Here is a 24,830-nt window from a genome sequence, read left to right as displayed (position 1 = left end):
TATCGCCATGACGAAGGAATCGCTCGACAGGCGCGACTGGATCGCCGGATTGGAAAAAGGGCTCGCCATCCTGGAGGCGTTCGACCACGAGCACCCCCGGCTGACGCCCACCCAGGCCGCCGAGCTGACCGGCCTCACCCGCACAGCCGCGCGCCGCTACCTCCTGACGCTCGAACACCTCGGCTACCTCACCAGTGAAGGCACGCTGTTCAGCCTGACGCCGCGCGTGCTGAAGGTGGGCTGGTCGTACTTCGATTCAGCACGTCTGCCGCGCACGGTACAGCCCTTCCTGCAGCAGGTGACCGCCGCCGTGGGCGAAGTGGCGTACCTCAGCGTGCTGGATGATTGGGAGCTCGTTTTCATCTCGCGCACCAGCACCAGCCGGGTCATGAGCACCGGATTCGTGCTGGGAGCGCGCGTGCCGGCGCCGCTCGCCTCGGCCGGCGTGATGATGCTGGCCGCGCAACCCGAGCAGAAGGTCAAGGCATGGCTGGAAACCTGTGTGCTGACGCCCTATACGCCTTACACGATCCTGCAGCGGGACCGCCTGTTCGATGAAATCCGCAAGGCTGGTCGGCAGGACTACGCCGTGGTCGAGCAGCAATTGCAGATTGGCGTGCGCGGGGTGGCGGTACCGCTGCGGGATCGGCACGGCAACGTGATCGCCGCACTGAGCGTGAACATGCAGGTCGGTGAAGAAACCACGGAGCACGCTTTGCAGCGGGTGCTGCAGGTGCTGCAGGACACCGCGCTTTCGATCATGCGTGTGCTGTAGCGCCTTCCGCCCCGGGAGATAGACAGACTCGGAGAAACCCTTGGCTCGTACGTTATTCGCACCATTCCGTGCGATTATCGAACGTTTTCAATCCACAGTCGCTTGTGCCCCGCCATGGCGGCGGACTACGCTGCGTTGCGTGTACAGACGGCCCTTCATCAAACGAATCGCACGATAGGCCGCACAGATAAAACCGGAGACAACCATGACCGCAGCCCCTGCCCACGAGCCCCTGGGCAAGCACCAGTCGAAGAAAGCCGCCGCCAGCGGCTGGATCGGCTCGGCGCTCGAGTACTACGACTTCTTCATCTACGCCACCGCCGCAGCGCTGATCTTTCCGCAGATATTCTTCCCCAAGGGCGACCCGAAGACGGCCATCATCGCCTCGCTGGCCACGTATGGCGTGGGTTATATCGCGCGGCCCATCGGCGCATTCGTGCTGGGCCATCTGGGCGACACGCACGGGCGCAAGAACGTGCTGCTCTGGTGCATGTTCCTCATGGGTTTTTCGACGATTGCCGTGGGCCTGTTGCCCACGTACGACCAAGTCGGCCTGTGGGCGCCGACACTGCTCGTCATCATGCGCCTGATCCAAGGCTTCGCCGTGGCCGGTGAAATTTCGGGCGCCAGTTCCATGATCCTGGAGCACGCCCCATTTGGCCGGCGCGGGTTCTTCGCGAGCTTTACGCTGCAAGGCGTGCAGGCCGGGCAGATCCTGGCCGCTGCCGTGTTCCTGCCGTTGGCGCACTACATGCCCGTCGACCAGTTCAACGCCTGGGGCTGGCGCATTCCGTTCCTGCTGAGCTTCGTCGTCATCATCGCCGGCTACGTCATCCGCCGTGAAGTGCACGAAACCCCCGCGTTTACCGCTGAGCAACAACAAGGCCGCCCGCGCTCGCCAGTGCTCGACGCCTTCAAATACAGCACGCCTGACATGCTGCGCGTGGTTTGCATGGCGCTGATGAACGTGATTCCGGTGGTCGCGACCATCTTTGGCGCCGCCTATGCGGTGCAGCCGGCATACGGCATCGGCTTTGCCAAAGACATCTACCTGTGGATTCCGGTGGTGGGCAACATCGTTGCAGTGCTGGTCATTCCGTATGTTGGTGACCTGTCTGACCGCATCGGCCGCAAGCCGCCGATCGTGCTCGGTTCGCTGCTCGCCGGGGTGCTTGCTTTTGCCTACCTGTACGCCATCAGCATCAAGAACGTGCCGCTCGCCTTTTTCATGTCGATCCTGATGTGGGGCGTGGTCTACCAGGGCTACAACGCGGTGTTCCCGAGCTTCTATCCGGAGTTGTTCCCGACGCGCACCCGTGTGTCGGCCATGGCGATTTCGCAGAACATCGGCACGGCCATCACTGCCATGCTGCCGGCCCTCTTCACCGCCGTGGCCCCACCGGGAGCCACCAACATCTGGCTAACCGTGGGCGCCATTGCCTTTGGCGTCACGGTGATTGCCGCCGTGGCCGCCATGACCGCACGCGAGACCTACCGCATCCATATGGACGACCTGGGCCAGCCAGCCGCCCAACCCGTCGACAAGGCTGAATATGCCCGCCAGCGGGCCGGAGCCTTGGCCGCCTGAAACCCGCACCCCTGAACCATGATTTCTGGAAAAACCACCCTCATCGCCCACATCGGCTACCCGACCGAAACGTTCAAGTCGCCGATGATCTACAACCCCTGGTTCGAGCAAAAAGGCATCGACGCCGTTGTGGTGCCCATGGGGGTCAAGGCAGAGGATTACGCGCAGAGCTTCCAGTCGATCTGCCGCTTCACCAACCTGCGTGGCGCACTGATCACGATGCCGCACAAGGTCACCACGGTGGATCTGGTCGATGAGGTCACGCCGGCCGTGCGCATCGCGGGGGCCTGCAACGCGGTGCTCAAGCGCGATGACGGCACGTTGCTGGGCGACCAGTTCGATGGCGCAGGCTTCGTGCGCGGCGTGCTTCGCAAGGGGCGCCAACTGGAAGGGGCGCGTGTGCTGCTTTCAGGGGCCGGCGGCGTCGGCTCGGCGATTGCCGCGTCGCTGGCCGCTGCGGGTGTGGGCGAGCTTGCTTTGTATGACACCCGCGCAGAATCGGCGGAATCGCTGGGCCGACGTCTGCGCGAGCACTATCCTGCGCTGGTGGTGCGCACCGGTTCGAATGATCCGGACGGCTTCGATGTCGTGGTCAACGCCACGCCGGTGGGCATGAAAGAAGACGATCCGCTGCCCTTCGACGTGGCACGCATCGCGCCAAGCTGCTTTGTTGGCGAGGTGGTGATGAAATCCGAGTACACGCCGTTGCTGCGCGCAGCGCTCGACAAGGGTTGCGATGTCCAGGTCGGCACCGACATGCTGTTCGAAATGATTCCCGCGTACCTGGAGTTCTTCGGTTTCGGCACCGCCACCGCAGATGAGTTGCGGCGCAGCGCAGCCATTGCATACTGAGCCGATGACGCGTCGCCCTTTGAGCTTTGCCCTGCTGCTGCCGCTATTGCTGTCGGCACAGCCGGTTGCGACTGACAGTTATCTCCCCGCCCTTCCCGCCATTGCCCAGACGCTGGGCTCGGCCAGCACGAGCCTCACGGTCTTCGCGCTGGCCTTTGGCATTGGACAACTGCCGATGGGCAGCCTTGCCGATCGTTTTGGCCGTCGTCAGGTGCTGCTGATCGGGCTCGCGTGCTATGCCGTGGCTGCACTGGCCGGAGCGCTGGCGGTAACCGCTTCCATGTTGACCGCTGCACGCGCCCTGCAGGGGTTTTCGATGGCCGCCATCCTGGTGTGCGCACGCGCAGCCGTACGCGATCTGCACCCGGCACGCGACGGTCCGCACGTCATGGCGCGTGGCCTCACGGGGCTGGGTTTCGTTGCGTTGGTGGCACCGATTCTGGGTGCCTTTGTCGCGCAACACGCGGGTTGGCGCTGGGTGCTGGCCGGCATGAGCTTCTATGCGATCGTTCTATGGGTGATGTGCTGGCACGGCTTTGCCGAAACCCGGCAAGAGACGCAGACCCAGGCAGGCAGCGTGCGCGAGATCTTCGCCAGCGCGGATTTTCGCGCCTGGGGGTTGCTGGCAGCCACGACCTACGCCGGCATCTTCTGCTTCCTGCTGCTTTCGCCGATGGTCTATATCGCTTACCTAGGCCTGTCTCCCGAGCTTTATGGCTGGATACCGGCCGGCGGATCGCTCGTCTATATCCTCAGTACAACGGGCTGCCGGCGCCTGCTGCGCCGGCAGAGCCTCGTGCGGACGGTGCAGCAAGGCGCAACGCTCAGCCTGCTCGGCGCGGGCATCCAGGGCTTGGGCTGCTGGCTGCTTCCCGGGCAAGCGTGGCCGCTGCTGCTCGGACACGGCATCTATTGCATGGGCCACGGCATTCACCAGCCTTGCGGCCAGGCAGGTGCGGTGGGCGAGCTGCCGCATCTTGCGGGGCGCGCGGTGTCATGGTCAGGCTTCATCATGATGCTGGCGGCCTTCTGCCTGGGGCAGACCGCGGCCGCCTTTGACGATACATCGCACAGCCTTGGCGCCTGGCCCATGGTGGTGCCGATGATGCTTGCCGGCGCCGTGTTGGCGTCCATCGCTTTCCTTTGGCTACCGAAGCTGCAGAGCCAGCCGGATCCACAAAGGGCTGCCGCATAGCGACTGTGGGATGCGCATTGCCACCCGCGTGGTACACAATGCGGTGTCTGCATTCTTTGCTTCAGCCACAGGAGTTTCACCATGAGCCGCAACGCCGACCTGCCATTCAAGACCGCCGGCTTGGAGTTCATCGAGTTCGCCACGCAAGCGCCGGCTGCGCTCGGCCAGGTGTTTGCATCGCTCGGCTTCAAGGCCATCGCGCGGCACGTAAGCAAGGACGTCACGCTGTATCGGCAAGGCGACATGAACTTCCTCGTCAACGCCGAAGCCGATTCCTTCGCACACCGCTGGGCCGAGGAATATGGCGTGGGCATCTGCGCCATCGGTATTCGCGTCGACGATGCCCAGCACGCCTACGACCGCGCCGTCGAACTGGGGGCATGGCCGGCCGAGGCCGAGCCCATCGGCCCGAGCGAACTGGTGATCCCCGCCATCCAGGGCGTGGGCGATACGCACCTGCATTTTGTCGATCGCTGGCGCGGCAAGCACGGTGCCAGAGGCGGCCTGGGCGACATTTCCATCTACGACATCGACTTCCGCCCGCTGGACGCAGAGACCGCACATGAGGACTGGCACCACGCCGGCGTTGGGCTGGCACGCGTCGACCACCTGACGCAGACCGTCGGCGCGGGTCGCCTGCAGGATTGGATCGACTTCTACCGCAACCAGCTCGGCTTCAGCGAAATCCACGAATTGCATGCCAACTGGCACGTCGCGGCGGATTCCCGCGTGATGGTGTCGTCGTGCGGCATGATCCGCATCCCGCTTTATGAAGAAGGCACGCACCGCGCGCACCTCATGCACGCCTACCTGCCCGACCACCCCGGTGAAGGCGTGCAACACATTGCGCTGGCCACCGACGACATCTTGCGCACAGCCGCCGCGCTGGCCGCCAACGGCCTCACCTTTGTCGAGCCCCCGGCGCACTACTACGACACCGTCGACGCACGCCTGCCCGGTCACGGATTGGATCTGGCAGCCTTGCGCCGATACGGCATTCTGGTCGACGGCGAGATCGTCGACGGCGTGCCCAAACTGTTCCTGCAAACGTTCATCAAGCGCCATCCAGGCGAGATCTTCTTCGAGATCGTGCAGCGCCGTGGGCACCACGGCTTTGGCGAAGGCAATCTGCCGGTGTTGACTGCGGCGACCTGACCCCGAAAACGTCGCAAAGAAAAAAGCCCGCCGAAACTTGGCGGGCTTTTTTCGTACTGCCGGTGGTGCAATGCCGATCAATAACCGGCCGCCAGCCCCGTGTTGCGACGCGGGTCATTCGCACCATAGAAGCGGTTGTTGCCGACCGGCTTGCCACCCAGCGACGGTGCGCCGACGATAATCGCAGCCAAGTGGTTGGCCGGCTGCGGCGCCCCCAGGTTGTGGCCCATCGACGTCAGGAGCTTGCGCGTATCTTCCGACAGCGCGTACGGCTCCACGTTGGTCACGTCCGGCAGCCATTGCTGGTGGAAGCGCGGCATGTCGACGGCTTCCTGCACGTTCATGCCGTAGTCGATCGCGTTGATCATGGTCAGCATGACGGCCGTGATGATGCGGCTGCCGCCCGGCGTGCCCACCACCATGACAGGCTTGCCATCCTTGGTAACGATGGTCGGGCTCATCGACGACAGCGGACGCTTGCCCGGGGCAATCGAGTTGGCCTCCCCCTGCACCAGGCCGTACAGGTTCGGCACGCCGACCTTGGCCGTGAAGTCGTCCATCTCGTCGTTCAGGATCACGCCCGTCTTGGCGGCCGTGACCTTCGCACCAAACCAGTCGTTGAGCGTGTACGTGACCGACACCGCGTTGCCGTACTTGTCGGCAATCGAGTAGTGCGTCGTGTTGCTGCCTTCATGCGGCTCGACGCCTGGCTTGATGTCCTTCGACACACCAGCCTTCTTCGGGTCGATCACAGCACGGATCTTGGCCGCATAGTCCTTGCTCAGCAGGCGGTCCAGCGGGTTCTTCACGAAGTCCGGGTCGCCCAGGTAGCTGTTGCGGTCCACATAGGCGTGGCGCATGGCTTCGATCTGGTAGTGCGTGGCCTGCGCGGAATGCCAGCCCAGCTCCTTGAGCGGATAGCCTTCCAGGATGTTCAGCATTTCGCAGATGATCACGCCGCCCGAGCTCGGGGGCGGTGCCGACACCACGTGATAGCCACGGTAGTCGCACTCGACCGGCGCCAGTTCACGTGTTTTGTAGCCGATGAGGTCCTCTTGCGTGATCAGGCCACCGCCCGCCTTGCTCGACGCAGCAATGGCCTGCCCGACCCAGCCCTTGTAGAAACCGTCGGTGCCCTTGTTGCTGATCTCGCGCAGCGTCTTGGCCAGATCGCGCTGGACGAGCTTCTCGCCCACCTGGAACGGCTGCCCCTTGTTCAGGAAGATCGCCCCCGATGCAGCGTCTTCCTGGAAGTCCTTGGTTGAGGTGTGCAGCATGTCGACGTCGCCCTGATCGAGGACGAAGCCCTTGTCGGCCAGCGTGATGGCCGGCGCGATCAGTGCAGCGCGTTGCATGGTGCCGTACTTCTGGCGCGCATACTCCATGCCGGACACGGTGCCCGGCACACCCACGGCCAAGTGGCCCTTGGTGGACGCACCCTTGATGACGTTGCCGTCCTTGTCCAGATACATGTTGGCGGTGGCGGCCTTCGGCGCGACTTCACGGAAGTCGAGGAAGGTCTTGCGGCCATCGGCCAGTTGGATTGTCATGAAACCACCGCCGCCCAGGTTGCCGGCTGCCGGATAGACCACGGCCAGCGCGTAACCCACGGCCACTGCGGCATCCACCGCATTGCCGCCGCGCTTGAGTACTTCCACACCGACCTTGCTGGCCAGATGCTGTGCCGCAACGACCATGCCGTTTTCTGCGGCCACGGGTGCGACGGATGCCGCGTGTGTGACGGTCGTGATGCTGATCGATGCGATTGCGGCGGCGATCCACCGCATGCCTGTTCTTGGATTCTGCATAGGAGCTCCTTTGGTACCTTCAAGGACGCCGGTCGTGCCAGCGTACGTGTTATGGCGCGCGAACCTTATCAGGCGCTGCGCTGGGGCACTATAGCCTCATCCCCGTATTGACGCATTGTGCGGGCGGTGGAACGGCGCGCACCGCTAGCCCAGCGGCACCTCGAGCCCGACCTTCACGCGGTTGAGCACCACGGCCGTGCGGTACCACTTGATGTTGTCGTTGTCGTCGAACAGGCGACGCCCAAGGGCTTCGTACTCCGTCATCGTGGCCACGTTCAGGATGAGGACGAAATCGGCCTCGCCCGTCACGTAGTAGCACTGCTGAACCTCGGGGCCGGAGAGCGCCTTCTTGAGCGCGGCCATTGCCGCGGTATTGGTGCGCTCGGCATGCACTTCAACGACCACGGTGATGGGTTTGCCTACCCGTTCGGGGTCGACCACCGCCACGTTGCCGACGATAACGCCCGCTTCCTCCATCCGCTTGATGCGCCGCTGTACCGCGGCCGTCGATAGATTGACCTGCTCCCCGATCACGCGCAGCGGCGTGGTGTAGCACCGCTGCACGGCATTGAGAATGGCGATGTCGAATGCGTCGAGTTCGAGCGATTTCTGTGTGGCCATAACGGGCGGGGAGCGAGAAATTTTTGCGTCTGGCTGGGCAGAATAGCTGAAATTGCTCTACTGACGTGACATAGGATTTCACGGTCCACAAGTTCGCAGAGGGCCATCCCATGCATTGGCAATCCCAGCTCGTCAACCCCGAAACGCTTGCCCCTGGCGGTTTCCGGTCATTGGTCACCCCGGTCTACCGTGGTTCAACTGTGTTGTTCGACAACGCCGCGCAGGTCGTGGACGACTGGCGCCATGCGCAGCACGGCTACACCTACGGCCTCTACGGCACACCGACGGCCATTGAACTTGGCGCGCGGATTGCGCAACTGGAACGCGCGCGCCACAGCTTTATCGTCCCTGGCGGGCAGGCTGCCATCGCGCTCGTCTACCTCGCGTGCTGCGGCGCGGGCAGCCATGCGCTGGTGCCGTTCAGCGCGTACGGGCCCAACCGCAGCATGGCCGCCGGCTTGCTCAAACGCATGGGCATCGAAGTCGAAACCTATGACCCGCTCATCGGCGCGGGCATCGGCGGGCTCATCCGCCCAAACACCACACTGGTTTGGACTGAAAGCCCCGGGTCGGTCACGATGGAAGTGCAGGACGTGCCGGCCATCGTGGCAGCGGCGCACGCGCGCGGCGTGCCGGTGGCGCTCGACAACACGTACACGGCCGGCGTGTATTTCGATGCCTTTGCGCACGGCGTGGACGTCAGCATGCAGGCGCTGACGAAGTACGTGGGCGGGCACAGCGACCTGTTGCTCGGCTCGGTCTCGGTCAACTCGGAAGCGATGTTCGAACGTGTGGGCAGCGCATTTGCCGACCTTGGCATGGGCGCCTCGCCCGACGATTGCAGCCTGGCGCTGCGTGGCCTGCAAACGCTGGGGCTGCGGCTGGAGCGCCTGCAAGCCTCCACGCTGGCGGTGGCGCGCTGGCTTCATCTGCAGGATTGCGTTGCCACCGTGCTCCATCCGGCGCTGCCGTCATGCCCCGGCCACGAACTCTGGAAGCGCGACTTTACCGGCGCAACGAGCGTGTTTTCGGTGGTATTCCAGGAAAGCGTCTCGGCCGAGCAGGTCAACGCATTCATCGATGCGCTGCGCATGTTCCGGATCGGCATGAGCTGGGGCGGCACGAGCAGCCTGGTGATGCCATATCCTGATCTGGCGCGACCGAACCGCCACTATCGCGGCCGCCTGGTGCGGCTCAATGTCGGGCTGGAGGCACCGCAAGACCTGATTGCCGATCTGCGGCAAGCCATGGCGCATGCAGCCATCCAGGAGCCCGCTGTTGTCGAATAACCGCCAGCACCTCAGTCAGCCGGTGCAAACGGCGGCGCACGCCGCTTGACCGGCTGCGTCTTGACGATGGCTGTGTTGGTCTCGGCGTGATACGCCACGCGATCGAGAATCTGGTCGAGCTGATCGATCGAGCGCACATACAGCCGGGCGATGAAACAGTCCTCGCCCGTGACCTTGTCGCATTCGCCGATCTCGGGAATCTCTTCGATCAGCTGCTGCACGATATGCAGCTTGCCCGGCATGGGCCGCACGCGCACGATGGCCTGCAGCGTGTAGCCCAGCGCCGCCGGGTCGATGTCGACGGTGTAATGCCGGATCACGCCGCGCTCCTCCAGCCGCCGCAGGCGCTCCGACACGCTGGGGGACGATAACCCCACCTGCTCGGCCAGCTGCTTGAGCGAGATGCGGGAATCGGTTAGCAGGACGTCAAGAATGCGTTGGTCCAGGGCGTCGATCGCGTTCATTTTTCCTTCTGTGATCCATTCCGGCGTTTCGCCTTATTTCATGAGAAGCAACGTGGATTTTGCCTTAGAAAAGCAATGGAAGTCAGCCAATCTGCATGCGATCCTTGTTGCATCCAACGCTCAAGGTGGTTCGCATGAACGATAAGACGCGCGGCACGGTCGAGATGACCACCGCCATGGTCATTTCCGGGACGATCGGCTGGTTCGTCGTCCGCTCCGGCCAGCCCGTGGCCGACGTTGTGTTCTGGCGCTGCGTGTTCGGCGCGCTGACGCTGCTGGGGGTTTGCGCCGGACTGGGGCTGCTGCGCGGTGCCATCACGTGGCGCCGTGCGGGCATTGCCGCGTTGGGCGGCGTGGCAATCGTCATCAATTGGCTGCTGCTGTTCGCGGCGTATCCGCGCGCATCCATCTCGATTGCCACGGCGGTCTACAACACGCAGCCGTTCATGCTGGTCGGGCTGGGCGCGCTGTTTCTGTCAGAAAAGCTCACCGCGGCCAAGCTCACATGGCTGGTCATCGCCTTTATCGGCGTCGTCCTGATTGTTCAGGTGGGACCTGCGGCCAGCGTGGGCACCGATTACCTGACGGGCATTGCGATGGCGCTGGGCGCGGCGTTTGCCTATGCGGTGGCCGCGCTCCTGATCAAGAAGCTGGCCGGTACGCCGCCGCACCTGATTGCCCTCATCCAGGTGTGCGTGGGCGTGCTGATGCTGGCGCCGCTGGCCAATCTGCGGCATCTGCCGGCTGATGCGCACACATGGGGGATGTTGATCACGCTGGGCGTGGTGCATACGGGGTTGATGTACATCCTGCTGTATGGCGCCATCCAGCGTCTGCCGACGCATCTGACGGGGTCGTTGTCGTTCATCTATCCGATTGTTGCCATCGTGGTGGATATCGTTGCGTTCGGGCATCGCCTGCAACTGGCGCAGTTTTTGGGCGCGGGGGCGATCCTGCTGGCGGCGGCGGGCATGAACCTGGGGTGGTCGCCGTATCGGTGGTTGCGGGCACAGAGCGATTCGCCAGCGGCCAAATAAGGCACTACACGCAATAGGCCTCCACATTTGCAACACGAATGAGCAGCCCAACTGCTGTTATTCTTGTGCGTTTTCCGCTGGCGCCCGGCGCGCCCTGCGCCTGCCTCTCTCTCCCTTTGGCAGCCAGCGGACAGAAACCCCAAACATACGTACAAGATGAAGGAAGGTCACCCGCCGGAGCCGGGTCGCGAAACCGCGATCGCTTGGATCCTGGAACAAATGCAAACCTACGACCTGTCTGTCGAAGATTTGCAGGCGCATGGCTGCTTTGACGCGCCACCGCCGCCGCCCGCACCATCCGCCCCCATCGGCCCGGTCTACATGAGCGCCGACGGCCAGCACTGGGACGGCATGGGCGACATGCCCGACTGGCTGAAGCGCGCCGTCAACGCAGGACAGAGCATCGAGCATTTCCGCGTGGGCTGAACGCAAACAATGCAGGTACGCCGGTTGCGTGGTTGTGTGCAAGCGCTGCCGGTTTGTTGATCTGTGGACTGATGCCCAGCATGACCGGCCGGCGCTCCAACCCAACGGAGGACGTCATCATGCCGGAACGCAAAACCGTAGAACGTGCGCGCGCCGACAAGCGCCACGGCAAAGCCGCCTCGACCCAGGCGGGTAACTTCGTGAAGGAAGAGATGGATCACATCCGCGAAGGCAAGCACGGTGCGAAAAACACCAAGCAGGCCATTGCGATCGGTCTATCGAAGGCACGCCGCTCTGGCGTTGCCGTCAAGCCGCCGGGGGAAGGCAAGGCGTCGGCCGCCACGCGCAAGAAGGCGGAACATGACGTCAAGGCCGGCAGCAAGGCGGGCAACAAGACCGGCAGCCGCGCCAGTGCCAGCAAGGAATCCACTGCCAAGCGCAGCAAAACCACAACACGCACGCTGAAGAAGGAAGGCCATTCGGCGGCTTCCAAGTCGTCGCTGTCCAAGCAGGCGCATAGCGCTGCCTCGAAGCGTTCGAGCAGTGAGCGCTCGGCGGCGGCCAAGAAGGGCGCTGCTACCAAGGGCGCAGCCGGCCGATCCGCCGCCGCCAAGAAGGCGGCACGCACGCGCGCCGCGCACGCCAGGTAAATCTTTTCTGTTCAGCCTGAAGGCGGCCCATTGGGGTCGCCTTTTTTATTGGCGGTTTGCCTCAAAAAAAAATCAAAAAATTTCTGTTCTCCGTGTCAGGAACGCCCACGTGCGCCGACGAAGGTGCACGGAACACATCTGCGCGATGCCGCAGTGCACCGTACGGCGAGGGATTTGGCCCTGTCCGCCGTTCAACGACACCTGCCACTCAAGGAGAACACAAATGAAACAACACGCCATGATCGCCGCCGCTCTGGGTAGCCTGCTCGCGCTGGGCGCTCTGTCGACACCGGTGCAGGCCGCTGATGCCGCCGGCAAGGAAAAGTGCTACGGCGTCGCCAAGGCCGGCCAGAACGATTGCGCCAGCCCGGGCAGCGCCCACGCCTGCGCCGGCCAATCGAAGATGGACAAGGACCCAATGTCGTGGAAGTACGTGCCGGCCGGCACCTGCGCGCAGATGGGCGGCACGATGCAGGCCCCGTCCAAGTAACGCGCGACGCCGGGTGACCGCCATGCAGACCGCTCTGCCCACCTGCGCCGGCGCAGGCCTGCGCGCACCGCACTTTCCCGCTCTGTTACACGGGGAAGCCCGCTTCCCCTGGGTGGAAGTGCACAGCGAGAACTATCTGTATGGCGGCCCCGCCCGCGCAGCGCTGCTGGCCGCGCGAGAGCGCCAGCCGGTGAGCCTGCACGGCGTGGGCATGGGGCTGGGCAATGCGGATGGACTGGACGTCGAGCACGTACACGCCATCGCCACGTTGGCCGATGCCGTGGCGCCCGCCGCCATTTCCGAGCACCTGTGCTTCAACCGCAGCGGCGCGCAGGTCGTCAATGATCTGCTGCCGCTGCCTTATTCCCGCGAATCGCTCGACATCGTCTGCGCCAACGTCATGCGTGCACAGGACATCCTCAAGCGACCGCTGCTGATCGAGAACATCGCCGCGTACATCGACTGCCGCGCGTTGGTCGATGCCGACGAGGCCCTCTCCGAGGGTGCATTCCTGACCGCCCTCGCCCGGCGTACGGGCTGCGGCGTCTTGTTGGACCTGAACAATCTGTACGTGAACAACGTCAACCATGGCGTGACCGTCGAATCGGTATTGGCCGATATCGACCCTGCGCTGGTCGGCGAGATTCACCTGGCGGGCTTCAGCGTGGAAGACGGCATGCTGATCGACACGCATAGCGCGCCGGTTCACGCGCCCGTCTGGGCGTTGTACGAGGCGTGGATTGCCAACCATGGCCCGCGCCCGACGCTGATCGAATGGGATGCCGAACTGCCGCCCGTGCAGGTGTTGCTGGAAGAAGCGGCCCGCGCGCAGGCGGTACTCGATCGCCACGCCAATGCACCCATGCAGGAGCCACGCCATGCGACTGCCTGACTGGGAAACGCACCTCATCGGCGCACTGACCAACCCGGCAAGCCACGAAGATGCGCGCGGTATTGCCATTTACCGCAATGCGCGTCGGGCCATTCTGCGCACTGCACTAGCGGGGGCGTATCCCGTCTGCCGCGCGCTCGTCGGTGAAGACTGCTTTGATGCGCTGGTGCGCGACACGCTTGCCGTGCAAGCGTCTACATCGCCGAATCTGCATCGCTATGGAAATGCGCTGCCGGATGTCATTGCGCAATCTCCGTTGGCGCACAGCGTGCCGTATCTCGCTGACGTGGCGCGGCTGGAATGGTGCGTGCACTGGGCACATTACGCGCCGGATGCACACGTGGAAGCGGCGAACGCCACCCTGCTCGCGCAGCCCGCCGACACCATCCGCGCCGGGCTGGTCGAACGTGCGCAGTGGGTGGTTTCTCCATGGCCCACGGTTTCGATCTGGCGCGCCCACCAGCCCGGCGCAACCATCGCACTCAACGAAATCGACCTGGGTGTGGGCGAAGCGGCTGTGATTGCCGTGCACGGGCACCGCGTTGCTGTGCTCGATCTCGATGCCCCGACTGCCACGTTCCTCGCAGCTTGCGACGCTACGCCGTCGCTTCAGGCCGCGCTCGAAACCACGCTGGCTGAACGGCCGGATTTTGATTTGACCGCATGCCTGTCTGGCCTCTATCGATCGGGGCTGCTCGCACTCACTGCATGCCCAACAACACCGCTTACTGGAGGCACGCCATGAACACCCTCGCCACGACCTTCGCCCCGCTCACGCGCCTCCGCACAACGCTTGACCGGTTTGCCGGGCCGCAAAGCACGCTCTGCTCGCTCGTCCTGTTGATCGCGCGGGCATATCTCTTCTACGTGTTCTTCCGCTCGGGCCTGACCAAGCTGCACGACTGGGACACAACCGTGCTGCTGTTCACCGAGGAATACAGGGTGCCGCTGTTGCCGCCCGCCCTTGCAGCTGCGCTCGGCACGTTTGGCGAACTGGTTTTCCCGTCTCTCATGCTGGTCGGCATCGTGCCGCGGTTGGCGGCAGCGGGGCTATTCTTCGTCAACGTGGTGGCGGCGGTGTCGTACTGGGCCAATCTGTCGGCATCGGCCATCGAGTTTCATTTTGTGTGGGGCGTGCTGATTGCGCTCGTGGCAACGGTGGGACCGGGCTGGCTGGCGGTGCAGACCCTTTGGGAGCGCCGCACGCATTAAGCAGATTGGGTGGGCAGCAGGCTTATGATGTGGTCCTGTCGCCCTCTCTTCAGGAGCATCGATGCGTTTCCTTCAGTTGCCCTTCGCTGCCTCGACCGGTGTGCTGGCTGCAATCGCCGCCGCAACTGTTCTCACTGCCTGCGCGTGGGGCGATAGCCCGAACACCACCGGCGCGCGCATGCTCGACGATTCGCTGCTGTCGTACCAGGTCAAGGCGGCGCTGGATCAGGATACGGCGCTCAGCACGCGCCAGATCCGCATCCGCTCCACCCCAGACGGCAAGGTCACGCTGACAGGCTGGGTCGATACGCCCGAGATGGCCCGCCGAGCCGGCGACGACGTCAAACGCTTTGTCGACCCGACCAAGCTCGACAACCAGCTGCGCGTGCTCTCGCGCATGCAGGTGCTGGGCGGCGGCCCGTACATCCCGGCCGGCTTGCCGCCCGAAGCACCGGCCAGCGCGCCGGCCGCGCGCTGACGCATTCAAGCTCTTAAACGGCCTGCGTGCCAGTCCGCCGTGGCAAGCGGCCCACGGGCACCGATTGCAGCAGGCCGAAGCCGATCTCCACAATCAGGAACGGCAACACCAGCAGCGTGGCACCCGATGCCAGCGCATAGGCCAGCCACGCCGCAAAGAGGCCGCGCGCCACGGCGTCGTACCGGCCCAGCGCCACACTCGGCTGCCGGATACGCAACACCGACCACACGCACACAACCGATCCCATCAGATTGGCCATCAGCAGATGCGTCGGCTCAAATGCCGGCAAGCTGCCGATGCCCAGCGCATGCGCCAATGCGCTGAGCGCCTGGTGCAACAGCGCGAACGTCCACGGCGTGGCAAACGGCGCGGTCACGATCAGGTCATACCAGCCGCTGGCGCGCACCACACGCAGGAAGGTCGATTCAGAAACCATGATGAAACTCCAGGAGTGAAGTGAAGGAGTCGCCACGGTAAAGCCTGGTGTACGCTCCAAGGTCAAGCCCTCGGCCGTCTCACTCTTCCAAGCCACCATGCCTGCTGCACTTGCTGCTTCCGCTCCCAACGCGCGTACCGGCGACCTTTCCATCGGCGACCTGGCCGCCGCCACCGGCGTCTCGCGGGACGGCCTGCGCTTTTACGAAGCACGAGGCCTGATCCGTGCTCGACGCCGCAGTAATGGCTACCGCGCTTACCCGCCCGAAACCGTCGAACTCGTGAACTACGTGCGCACGGCTCAGCAACTGGGCTTCACGCTGGCAGAAATTGGCGAAGGGATGACGCAGGTGTGGCAGCAACCCGACATCGATGCCGCCGTTACGGCGCTACTGCGGGAGAAACTTGCCGCCATTGATATCCGCATCGCCAGCTTGCAGGCCACGCGTGATGCTCTAGCCGCCCGCGTCGGGATGCCATGCCCGCTTGCACCGGCCTGAGACGGCCGTCATGTCTTGTCATATAACTGTCGCAGACTGCCGCCGCAGGGCAGGTTTGGCGCGTTTTTCCCACGCCCTGACGGCTAGCTGAGTCGTGAAAGGCGCTTGAAAGTTCGCGCCGGTAAAAACGCTCCCGTCTCAAGGGGAGTCTGCTGCAGTGAAACATCGGGGTGCGTTCCATCCACGGGTAAGGGCCGTGCTGTGCGCGGTGGCCTGCCTGCCATTTGCCGCTGCCTGGGCAGCCACGCCGGCAACGGGCCCGGCCGCGGCCAGCATGCCGGTCGCCACCATGCCGCCGATCAAGCCTTCCGTGCCGGGCGTGACGGGCGCCGGCTTCAATCTGGTCGAGCTGCTGCAAGAACTGAAGGGCAACAACCCGCAGCTAATCCAGGCGCGCCATAACTATCTCTCGGCCAAGTCGATCCCCCCGCAGCTTGCGTCGCCCAACAACCCGCAGCTCGGCTACATCTGGAACAGCATCCCCAAGGGGTTTCCGCTGGCGGTCAACCGCGCAGGCGGCAGCCAGTACAACCTGACGCAGCAGATCCCGTTTCCGGGCAAGAAAGCGCTGGCGGCCGAGATTGCCGATCGCCAGGCGGAATCGTTGAACGCGCAAAACGACGCGCTGTACCTGCAGCTCTACGCCCAGCTTTCCACCACGTACTACCAGGCGATCGCGCTGCAGAAACAGATCGATGTGCAGAAGCTGACCATCACGCGCCTGGAGCAGGTCAAGCAGATCACGCGTGTGCGCTACGCCAACAACGCCGCTGCGTATGCCGACTTCCTCAACGCGCAGGTCATGCAGAGCAGCGCGCAGAACGACCTGTTTGCCGCGCAACGCCAGTACGACAGCACGCTGCAGACCCTCAACACGCTCATCGGCAAGGAGCCGAGCTTCCCGCTTGTGCTGCGCGCTGACGACGAGTCCGTGCACCTGCCGGAGGAACCGCTGCCCGAGCTGGAAAACCAGGCGCTGCGCGAGCACCCGTCGATCAAGGCGTCGGCAGACCTGATGGACGCCGCACGCAAGAGCGTGACGCTTGCTCGCAAGGCCTACCTGCCCGACTTCCAGGTCATCGCCACAGTCACGACGGACAACCCGCCGTATGGCGTGCGCCCGAACAGCTACCAGATCGAGCTGGACGTGATCATCCCGTTCTGGTTCCTGACCAAAGAGAAGTACGGCGTGAACCAGGCGGTGGAAAGCCAGATTGCCACCGAGGCGAATGACGTGTCGGTGCGCCAGCAGACGTTATTGGCCGTTGATACCTCCTACAACACGCTGCGCCAGACGCTTGCGCAGCTCGATTTCAACAGGCAGCGTCAACTGCCGCAGGCGCTGGCGGCCTATCGCGTGACGATGACCAACTACGCCAGCAACAACGCCGATTTCAACGACCTGCTCACCGCCCAGGGCGCGCTCAAGAACGCCGAACTGGCGGTCGCGCAGGCGCAGGCCACGGCCTTGCAGGCCTATCACGCGCTGCTCGCGGCCACGGGTCGCTCGCCGGTTCAAGCTCAATAACATCATGAAGAAGTTCTCTCCCGTTGTTGCAGTCATCGCCTTGGCCGCAGCTCTGGCTGTTGGTGTGGTGGTCGGACGCAAATGGCCTGCCGCTGCGCCCGCCGAGACCGCAAAACCCGCTGCCACCGCGGCATCCGCTCCTGCGGCCACGGCGCGCGCGAAGCCGGATTCCGTGGAAATTCCGGCCGGCGGCTTCGACCCGCAGCAGGTGAAGGTTGCGCAGGTCGGTCAGCTTTCAGTGCCGGTGGAGCTCTCCACGCCCGGCAAGCTCGCCTATAACGCCGAGCGCACCAAGCTGGCATCGGCGCGCGTGGCTGGGCGGCTGGACCAGATTCTTCTGTTCGAAGGTGCGCTGGTGCGTGAGGGCCAACCGATTGCTCAGCTCTACTCGCCAGACTTCATCTCGGCACAGAAGGAATACCTGCTGGCGCTGAATACCGCCCGCCAGCTCAAGGGTTCCAACATGAAGGATCTGCAGGACGATGCAGACGCCACTGTGCAGTCCGCCGCGGGCCGCCTGCATGTGCTGGGCATGTCCGATGCCGATGTCGCGCAGATTGCCAAGCGCGGCACGCCCGCTGAACACCTCACGCTGCGCGCGCCCATCTCGGGCACGATCGTCAAGCGCAACATGGACCCGGGCGCCTTCCTGAACGTGGGCGACTCGTTCATGAGCATCGTCGATACGCGTGTGCTGTGGTTCACGGGCAATGTGTACGAGAACGACATTGCCAGCGTGCGGATCGGCCAGCCGATCTCGCTGCACACGGCGGCGTATCCGGACCGCGAGTTCACTGGCCGAGTGAGCTTTATCGCCCCGAACATCGACCCCGCCACGCACACCCTGACGGTGCGCTGCGACGTGCCCAACACCGACGGCTTGCTGCGCCCCGAGATGTACGCCACCGCGCGCATCCAGACCGGCAGCGGCCAAGCCACGGTGGTGCCGAAGGCCGCCTTGGTGAAAGACCACGGCAGCTACTACGTGATCGTGCAGAGCGATGCCACGCACTTCAAGCGCGTGGAAGTGCACGGTAAAGACACCGGCACCGACGGCAACTTTGCCGTGACGGCCGGGCTTGAGGCCTCGTCGCAGGTGGTCGTGCGCGGCGCCGCCCTGCTCAATGAGATGATTGTCAAGGCGGGGGCGTAGGCATGGGCTTCAACCCCATCGCGGGCATTCTCAAGCGGCGGCTGCTGATCGTTTTCCTGGCGATCGCGCTGCTGGTAGCGGGCGTGCTGGCGTTCCGCGAGCTGCCGCTGCAGGCGTATCCAGGCGTGGCGCCGTTGTCGGTTCAGGCCATCACGCAATGGCCGGGCCGCAGCACGACCGAAGTCGAACAGCAGATCACCATCCCGATTGAAAACGCGCTGGCCGGCGTGCCGGATGTGCAGTCGTTCCGCTCGGTATCGCTGTTCGGGCTGTCGGTGGTGACGCTCAAGTTCAAGGAAGGCACCGACAGCTTCAAGGCGCGGCAGAACTTCTCGCAATATGTAGCGGCAGCCAATCTGCCGACTGGCGTGCAGCCATCGCTGAGTCCGGACTCCGACGCCACAGGCGAGATCATGCGTTTTCGCCTGGTGGGCAACGGCGTAGACCTCACCACGCTCAAGAGCTATCAGGACTACGACATCACCAAAGAGCTGAAGCACGTGCAGGGCGTGGCGGACGTCAGCTCCTTCGGCGGCAAGGTGAAGGAGTATCACATCGTGCCGTCGCCGGCGAAGCTGCAGTCGTACGGCATCACGCTGTCACAGCTCATCGCGGCCATCGGCAACGCCAACAACAACACCGGCGGCAATCTGCTGCGCGACGGCGAGCAGCAGTTCGTCGTGCGGGGCGTCGGCCTGCTGCAAACGGTAGATGACATCCGCAACGTGGTGGTGGCCGCCAACAACGGCGTGCCGGTGCGCGTGCGCGATATTGCCGAGGTGGAAGTCGGCAACGTGCAGCGTCTGGGCCAGGTGCAATACAACGATCAGCCCGACGTGGTGGAAGGCATCGTGCTGCTCAAGCGCGACGCCAACGCCAGCGAGGTGCTGGCCAAGGTGCGCGAAAAGGTAACGGAGCTGAACAACGGCATCCTGCCCAAGAGCATTCAGATCAAGCCGTTCTACGACCGCCAGGTGCTGCTCGACATCACCATGGGCACGGTCGAACACACGCTGGTGGTCGGCATCTCGCTGGTGCTCGCCGTGCTGTTCGTCTTCCTGGGCAACTTCCGGGCGGCGGCTGTGGTGGCGGCGGTGATTCCGCTGGCGCTGTGCGTGTCATTCATCAGCATGGAGCACTTCCATGTGCCGGCCAATTTGATCTCGCTTGGGGCGATCGACTTTGGGGTGATTGTCGACGCGGCCGTGATCGTGATGGAAAACATCATGCGGCACCTGGAAGAAGGCGCCGAGAAACTGGATGACGCCATCGTCAAGGCGACCAGCGAAGTGCAACGCGCGATGATCTTTTCCACCGGCATCATCATCGTGGCGTATTCGCCGCTGTTCTTCATCGGGGGCGTGGAAGGCATCATCTTCAAGCCGATGGCGTTCACGATGGGCTTTGCGCTGATGGCGTCGATCGTGCTGAGTCTGACCTTCGTGCCGGCCACCACGTCGTTCGTGTTCGGCAAGACGCTGCATCCGCATTCGCCGGCGTTTATTACGGCGATTCTGCGCTGGTACAAACCACTGCTGCGCAAGCTGATTGCACGCCCAATGGCCGTCTTTGCCACGGCCATCACGGCGCTCGTTCTGACGTTGTATAGCGCCACCTTCCTCGGTACGGAGTTCCTCCCGACGCTGGAAGAAAACAACCTGTGGCTGCGCATTACGTTGCCCAACACGGTCGACCTGGACTACTCGTCGTCAGTAGCCAACGACCTACGCGCGTACTTCGTCAAGCAGCCGGAAATCAACCAGGTTTCGGTGCAGATCGGCCGCCCCGATGACGGCACCGATTCCACCGGCGTGTTCAACCAGGAATACGGTCTGTATTTCGCACCGCCCGACCAATGGCCCGCCGGCATGACGAAGGGGCAACTCGTCGAACGGCTATCCAAGCATCTGGAGAAGATCCCAGGCATCGAATACAACTTCTCGCAATACATCCAGGACAACGTGGATGAAGCGCTCTCGGGCGTGAAGGGCGAGAACTCGGTCAAGCTGTTCGGCAATGACCTCAACATGCTCGAAGCCAAGGCCAACGAAATCCAGGCGCAGCTCAAGAAGGTCTCGGGCCTGGTGGACGTGGGCATCTTCCGCGAGCTGGGCCAGCCGACGCTGAACGTTTCGATCGACCGCCAGGCGGCTGCTCGCTTCAACATCAACGTGAGCGACGTGCAGAACCTCGTGCAATACGCCATCGGCGGCGCACCGGTCACGCAGATCCTGGAGGGCGAAAAGTCGTTCGGCCTGGCGGTGCGGCTGAACCAGCAGGCACGCGCGTCGTACGACGCCATCCGCGAACTGCTGATCGACACGCCCGATGGCCAGCACATCCCGTTGTCGATGATCGCCAAGGTGGAAATGACCGACGGCCCGTTCTTCATCTACCGCGAACTCGGCAAGCGCTACATCGCCATCAAGTTCGGTGTGCGCGGCCGTGACCTGGGCAGCGCCGTGGACGAAGCACAGCGCGTAGTGGGCGACGGCGTGCAGTTGCCCGAGGGCTACACCGTCAAGTGGGATGGCCAGTTCAACGAGATGAAGGTCGCCCAGAGCAAGCTGATGGTGATCGTGCCGTTGACGATTCTCGTGATCTTCCTGCTGCTGTACAGCACGTTCGGCAACTTCAAGGATGCGCTGATGGTGGTGCTGAATGTGCCGTTTGCCGCCATCGGGGGGCTGCTGGCGCTGCATATCGCGCATGAAACGTTATCAATTTCGGCGGGGATTGGCTTCCTGTCGTTGTTCGGCATCGCCATCCAGGACGGGGTGATCCTGATCTCGTACGTCAATCGGCTGGCGCAATCCGAAAACGTGCGCGAAGCCACCGTGGACGGCGCCGCACTGCGCCTGCGCCCGGTGATCATGACGGCCATGCTGGCCGGCCTGGGCCTGTTGCCGGCGGCGCTGTCGCACAGCATCGGCTCGGAGGCGCAGCGCCCGCTGGCGCTGGTCATCGTCGGCGGCATGGTCACCACGACGATTCTCACGCTGCTGGTGCTGCCGGTGGTCTTTACGTGGGCGCACCGTCATCGCCGGCCGCCCTCGCGCGATGCGGACGTCAATCCGACAGCGGCCATGCTGCCTTAGGCCGCGCGGGTGCTGAATGCACAACGGGCACATCGCTTAACCGGCGGTGTGCCCGTTTTCATTTGGGCCCACGCCAGAATCGGACCAATCTCATGGTGACGCGTAGCCGAGGCGAGCAGAGTGCGCCTCTGGTTCTCATCGCACGCATCGCCACCATGCTCCCCACGTCCAATGTCCCCCCCAGCGTCGCCGCCCAGTTCCCGCCGCAGGTTGTCGCCACACTCATCGAGCTGTTTGGCAATGATCTGCAGCAATGGCGTTTTATCGTCGATCTATTTTGCGAGACGGCAGAACAGGATCTCGCCAACCTGGAGAACGCCATCCACGGCGGCGAAGATGCGCAGATTGTTGAAGCGGCGCACCGCATCGTCGGCTCCGCGCGCATGCTGGGGCATCAGTCGATTGGCGATGCTGCCCGCCGCATCGAGCGCGCTGCGCAGAGCATTGGGCCATATCCGCAGCGGGCAGAGGAAATGCAATCCGCCCTCACCTGCTTGCGCGCGTTGGCAGATGAGTTCCGCCAGCGAGCAATCGCCTGCCCGTGGTCAAACGCAGCGGTTAGGGGCTGACGGCACACCACGCTCCGGCGGTTATCGGTTGAACAGCAGCGCCACCTTTCCCACCCGGATATTTATGTTTTAAGTCACATAAATTAAGCAATTAGGCTGTACGTTGCGCAATTCGCAATACAACGGGTGACTACAACTATTGATCTAGAACATGCTGCCCCACTATCTTTCGCGGGCAATGTCGGCGCAGTCCAACTGCAGTCGACTGGCACGCACCGGCAATGACCGGCGCGGCCGCAACGTTTCACAACATACGTCACAACACGGGCTCAACTTATCCGGGGGGATTCGATGTCCGAAGCAGTCCTGCATCCATTTTTTTCGCGCGAGCGCACCGTCGCCGCGGTTGGTTTCAACCGCTGGCTGGTTCCGCCTGCCGCGCTGGCCATCCATCTGTGCATCGGCATGGCCTACGGTTTCTCCGTCTTCTGGCTGCCGCTTGGCCGCGCGCTGGGCATCACCAAGCCGCTCACCTGCGGCGCCGATGTCTCGTTGATCGCCGAGCTGTTCACCACCACTTGTGATTGGCGCGTGTCCAGCCTGGGCTGGATGTTCACGCTGTTCTTCGTTTTCCTGGGCGCATCCGCAGCCATGTGGGGCGGCTGGCTCGAGCGCGTTGGCCCGCGCAAGGCTGGCGTCGTGTCGGCTGTGTGCTGGTGCGGCGGCTTGCTGATTTCCGCGCTTGGCATCCAGATGCACCAGCTGTGGCTGCTCTGGGTTGGCTCGGGCGTGATCGGCGGCATCGGCCTTGGGCTGGGCTACATCTCACCCGTGTCGACGCTGATCAAGTGGTTTCCAGACAAGCGCGGCATGGCGACCGGCATGGCCATCATGGGCTTCGGCGGCGGCGCGATGATCGGCGCCCCGCTGGCTGACCGCTTGATGAAGCTGTTTGCCACGCCCGAATCGGTCGGCGTGTCGCAAACGTTTATCGTACTGGCCGGCATCTACTTCGTGTTCATGATGGCCGGTGCGCTGGGTTACCGCGTACCGCCCACGGGCTGGAAACCTGCGGGATGGACACCCTCGCCCGCCAAGGCGAAAGACACGATGGTCACGCAACGCCACGTCCACGCCAATGAAGCCCTGAAGACGCCGCAGTTCTGGCTGATCTGGGCCGTGCTGTGCCTGAACGTATCGGCCGGTATTGGCGTGCTGGGCATGGCCTCGCCGCTGCTGCAGGAAGTCTTCGGTGGAAAGCTGCTGGGCGTGACGACGTCGTTCATGGACCTGACCGCTGTGCAAAAGGGCCAGATCGCGGCCATCGCTGCTGGCTTCACGGGTCTGCTGAGCCTGTTCAATATCGGCGGCCGTTTCTTCTGGGCATCGCTGTCAGACCGCCTGGGCCGCAAGATGACGTACGCGATCTTTTTCGTGCTCGGCTTCGTGCTGTACGCATCGATTCCGTGGACGTCGCACACGGGCAATATCGCCCTGTTCGCACTGGCCTTTTGCGTGATCCTGTCGATGTACGGCGGCGGTTTTGCGACCGTGCCGGCCTATCTGGCTGACATGTTCGGCACGCAAATGGTGGGCGCCATCCACGGCCGCCTGCTCACGGCGTGGTCGACGGCCGGCATTCTGGGCCCCGTGCTGGTGAACTACCTGCGCGAATACCAGATCGCCCATGGCGTGGAACGCGCGGCCGTGTACGACATCACGATGATGATCCTGGCCGGCCTGCTGATCCTCGGCTTCATCTGCAACCTGCTGGTGCGCCCCGTCAACGCGAAGCACTTCATGACCGAAGCGCAACTCGACGAGCTGCGTCACGCTGCGGCCACCAAGAGCCCGACGCCGTCGGTGATCGCGCCGGAAACGTCGCTGGAATGGAACGCGCATCCCGGCTCAGCCGTGGCCGTCGTGCTGGCTTGGGCTGCCGTGGGCCTGCCGTTAGGCTGGGGGGTTTGGATTACACTCCAAAAAGCTGCCGTTCTGTTCTCCTAATACGTGATTCAAAGCCGCCCCGCCACCCATGAAGCACCAGAAAATCGAGTTCTACCGTCATCCGGCCGGTGGCTGGGGCGCGCTCAAGAGCGTTGCACATCAATTGCTGTCTCAGGGCATCGCGGCCAAGGGCGCCAAGACGATGCTGTCAGCCAACCAGCCCGACGGCTTCGACTGCCCCGGCTGCGCCTGGCCTGACCGGGACCACGCCTCCACCTTCGAGTTCTGCGAAAACGGCGTCAAAGCCGTGGCTGCCGAAGCCACGTCCCGCCGCACCACGCCGGAGTTCTTCGCACAGCACACCGTGCGCGAACTGGCGGAGTGGTCCGACTACGCGCTGGAAGATCAGGGGCGCCTGACGCACCCGATGGCCTACGACGCAGCCAGCGACAAGTACGTCCCGATCGACTGGAACGCCGCCTTCGCGCTCGTCGCGCAGCACCTGCGTGCGTTGCCCGATCCGAACCAGGCGATCTTCTACACCTCTGGCCGCACCAGCAATGAGGCCGCCTTCCTCTACCAGTTGTTCGTGCGCGCCTATGGCACGAACAACTTCCCCGACTGCTCCAACATGTGCCACGAGCCCTCCGGCACGGGCATGCGGGGCAGCATCGGCGTTGGCAAGGGCACCGTCACGCTTGACGATTTCACCCGCGCGGACGCCATCT

General features: G+C 63.8%; 25 protein-coding genes. 21 read left to right on the top strand and 4 right to left on the bottom strand.

The window, feature by feature from the left end; genetic code table 11:
- Positions 1-7 precede the first annotated feature (7 nt).
- The 5 genes from NG898_RS25870 (at position 8) to NG898_RS25850 (ending at position 5,565) form a co-directional block, all read left to right on the top strand.
- Positions 8-775, top strand: coding sequence for an IclR family transcriptional regulator domain-containing protein (locus tag NG898_RS25870; protein ID WP_092975953.1), 768 nt, complete (start codon positions 8-10; stop codon positions 773-775).
- 205 nt (positions 776-980) lie between these two features.
- Positions 981-2,363 carry an MFS transporter gene (locus NG898_RS25865; protein WP_252695072.1) on the top strand — a complete coding sequence of 461 codons (1,383 nt, stop codon included), beginning with the start codon at positions 981-983 and terminating at the stop codon, positions 2,361-2,363.
- A gap of 18 nt (positions 2,364-2,381) precedes the next feature.
- Complete coding sequence (locus NG898_RS25860; protein ID WP_252695071.1) at positions 2,382-3,215, top strand: shikimate dehydrogenase family protein; 834 nt, start codon at positions 2,382-2,384, stop codon at positions 3,213-3,215.
- A 4-nt stretch (positions 3,216-3,219) separates the two neighbouring features.
- Positions 3,220-4,410: an MFS transporter gene (locus tag NG898_RS25855; protein ID WP_252695070.1), complete on the top strand. Its 1,191-nt coding sequence runs from the start codon at positions 3,220-3,222 to the stop codon at positions 4,408-4,410.
- Between the two features lie 81 nt (positions 4,411-4,491).
- Positions 4,492-5,565, top strand: a complete 1,074-nt coding sequence (locus NG898_RS25850) for a 4-hydroxyphenylpyruvate dioxygenase family protein (RefSeq protein ID WP_252695069.1) — start codon at positions 4,492-4,494, stop codon at positions 5,563-5,565.
- A 77-nt stretch (positions 5,566-5,642) separates the two neighbouring features.
- Here the strand turns inward: NG898_RS25850 and ggt are convergent, their stop codons facing one another.
- Both ggt and NG898_RS25840 read right to left on the bottom strand, forming a co-directional pair.
- On the bottom strand, positions 5,643-7,373 hold the full coding sequence (gene ggt, locus NG898_RS25845) for a gamma-glutamyltransferase (RefSeq protein WP_252695068.1): 1,731 nt from the start codon (positions 7,371-7,373) through the stop codon (positions 5,643-5,645).
- A 144-nt stretch (positions 7,374-7,517) separates the two neighbouring features.
- Entirely contained in the window at positions 7,518-7,994 is a 477-nt protein-coding gene (locus NG898_RS25840; protein WP_252695067.1) for an Lrp/AsnC family transcriptional regulator, read from the bottom strand.
- 110 nt (positions 7,995-8,104) lie between these two features.
- Here NG898_RS25840 and NG898_RS25835 point away from each other — a divergent pair, with 110 nt between their 5' ends.
- Positions 8,105-9,283 carry a cystathionine beta-lyase gene (locus tag NG898_RS25835; protein ID WP_252695066.1) on the top strand — a complete coding sequence of 393 codons (1,179 nt, stop codon included), beginning with the start codon at positions 8,105-8,107 and terminating at the stop codon, positions 9,281-9,283.
- Positions 9,284-9,294: 11 nt separating this feature from the next.
- On the opposite strand, the gene NG898_RS25830 is transcribed toward NG898_RS25835, so the two are convergent.
- The gene (locus tag NG898_RS25830) at positions 9,295-9,747 is read right to left on the bottom strand and encodes an Lrp/AsnC family transcriptional regulator (RefSeq protein WP_252695065.1); all 453 of its coding nucleotides are present in this window, start codon (positions 9,745-9,747) and stop codon (positions 9,295-9,297) included.
- Positions 9,748-9,881: 134 nt separating this feature from the next.
- Between NG898_RS25830 and NG898_RS25825 the strand changes: the two genes are divergently transcribed.
- The 8 genes from NG898_RS25825 (at position 9,882) to NG898_RS25790 (ending at position 14,932) form a co-directional block, all read left to right on the top strand.
- Complete coding sequence (locus tag NG898_RS25825; RefSeq protein ID WP_252695064.1) at positions 9,882-10,784, top strand: DMT family transporter; 903 nt, start codon at positions 9,882-9,884, stop codon at positions 10,782-10,784.
- 156 nt (positions 10,785-10,940) lie between these two features.
- A complete protein-coding gene (locus NG898_RS25820; protein WP_045203842.1) occupies positions 10,941-11,210 on the top strand; it encodes an H-NS family nucleoid-associated regulatory protein in 270 nt (89 codons plus the stop codon).
- A 119-nt stretch (positions 11,211-11,329) separates the two neighbouring features.
- Positions 11,330-11,860: a DNA-binding protein gene (locus tag NG898_RS25815; RefSeq protein WP_252695063.1), complete on the top strand. Its 531-nt coding sequence runs from the start codon at positions 11,330-11,332 to the stop codon at positions 11,858-11,860.
- A 223-nt stretch (positions 11,861-12,083) separates the two neighbouring features.
- Complete coding sequence (locus NG898_RS25810) at positions 12,084-12,350, top strand: BufA1 family periplasmic bufferin-type metallophore (RefSeq protein WP_024978729.1); 267 nt, start codon at positions 12,084-12,086, stop codon at positions 12,348-12,350.
- A gap of 22 nt (positions 12,351-12,372) precedes the next feature.
- On the top strand, positions 12,373-13,242 hold the full coding sequence (gene bufB, locus NG898_RS25805; RefSeq protein ID WP_252695062.1) for an MNIO family bufferin maturase: 870 nt from the start codon (positions 12,373-12,375) through the stop codon (positions 13,240-13,242).
- Positions 13,229-13,987: an HvfC/BufC N-terminal domain-containing protein gene (locus NG898_RS25800; protein ID WP_252695061.1), complete on the top strand. Its 759-nt coding sequence runs from the start codon at positions 13,229-13,231 to the stop codon at positions 13,985-13,987. The genes bufB and NG898_RS25800 overlap by 14 nt, the downstream gene beginning before the upstream one ends.
- Positions 13,984-14,454 carry a DoxX family protein gene (locus NG898_RS25795; protein WP_252695060.1) on the top strand — a complete coding sequence of 157 codons (471 nt, stop codon included), beginning with the start codon at positions 13,984-13,986 and terminating at the stop codon, positions 14,452-14,454. Before NG898_RS25800 ends, NG898_RS25795 begins: the two co-directional genes overlap by 4 nt.
- Before the next feature lie 61 nt (positions 14,455-14,515).
- Positions 14,516-14,932: a BON domain-containing protein gene (locus NG898_RS25790; protein ID WP_252695059.1), complete on the top strand. Its 417-nt coding sequence runs from the start codon at positions 14,516-14,518 to the stop codon at positions 14,930-14,932.
- Positions 14,933-14,945: 13 nt separating this feature from the next.
- Here the strand turns inward: NG898_RS25790 and NG898_RS25785 are convergent, their stop codons facing one another.
- The gene (locus tag NG898_RS25785; protein WP_252695058.1) at positions 14,946-15,368 is read right to left on the bottom strand and encodes a hypothetical protein; all 423 of its coding nucleotides are present in this window, start codon (positions 15,366-15,368) and stop codon (positions 14,946-14,948) included.
- 97 nt (positions 15,369-15,465) lie between these two features.
- Here NG898_RS25785 and NG898_RS25780 point away from each other — a divergent pair, with 97 nt between their 5' ends.
- The 7 genes from NG898_RS25780 to NG898_RS25750 all read left to right on the top strand — a co-directional run.
- Positions 15,466-15,867: a MerR family transcriptional regulator gene (locus NG898_RS25780; RefSeq protein WP_252695057.1), complete on the top strand. Its 402-nt coding sequence runs from the start codon at positions 15,466-15,468 to the stop codon at positions 15,865-15,867.
- A 157-nt stretch (positions 15,868-16,024) separates the two neighbouring features.
- Positions 16,025-17,395, top strand: coding sequence for a TolC family protein (locus tag NG898_RS25775; RefSeq protein WP_252695056.1), 1,371 nt, complete (start codon positions 16,025-16,027; stop codon positions 17,393-17,395).
- A gap of 4 nt (positions 17,396-17,399) precedes the next feature.
- On the top strand, positions 17,400-18,548 hold the full coding sequence (locus NG898_RS25770) for an efflux RND transporter periplasmic adaptor subunit (RefSeq protein ID WP_252695055.1): 1,149 nt from the start codon (positions 17,400-17,402) through the stop codon (positions 18,546-18,548).
- 2 nt (positions 18,549-18,550) lie between these two features.
- On the top strand, positions 18,551-21,646 hold the full coding sequence (locus NG898_RS25765) for an efflux RND transporter permease subunit (protein WP_252695054.1): 3,096 nt from the start codon (positions 18,551-18,553) through the stop codon (positions 21,644-21,646).
- Positions 21,647-21,801: 155 nt separating this feature from the next.
- Positions 21,802-22,215 (top strand): Hpt domain-containing protein, encoded by a 414-nt coding sequence (locus tag NG898_RS25760; protein WP_252695053.1) that lies wholly within the window; start codon positions 21,802-21,804, stop codon positions 22,213-22,215.
- 291 nt (positions 22,216-22,506) lie between these two features.
- The gene (locus NG898_RS25755) at positions 22,507-24,162 is read left to right on the top strand and encodes an OFA family MFS transporter (protein WP_252695052.1); all 1,656 of its coding nucleotides are present in this window, start codon (positions 22,507-22,509) and stop codon (positions 24,160-24,162) included.
- Positions 24,163-24,190: 28 nt separating this feature from the next.
- Positions 24,191-24,830 (top strand): molybdopterin-dependent oxidoreductase (locus tag NG898_RS25750; RefSeq protein WP_252695051.1); only part of this gene is annotated, 640 nt, incomplete at its 3' end.

The sequence above is a fragment of the Ralstonia mojiangensis genome (assembly GCF_023955645.1).
GTDB classification, from domain to species: Bacteria; Pseudomonadota; Gammaproteobacteria; order Burkholderiales; family Burkholderiaceae; genus Ralstonia; species Ralstonia mojiangensis.
This window is presented reverse-complemented; position numbering and strand designations above follow the sequence as displayed.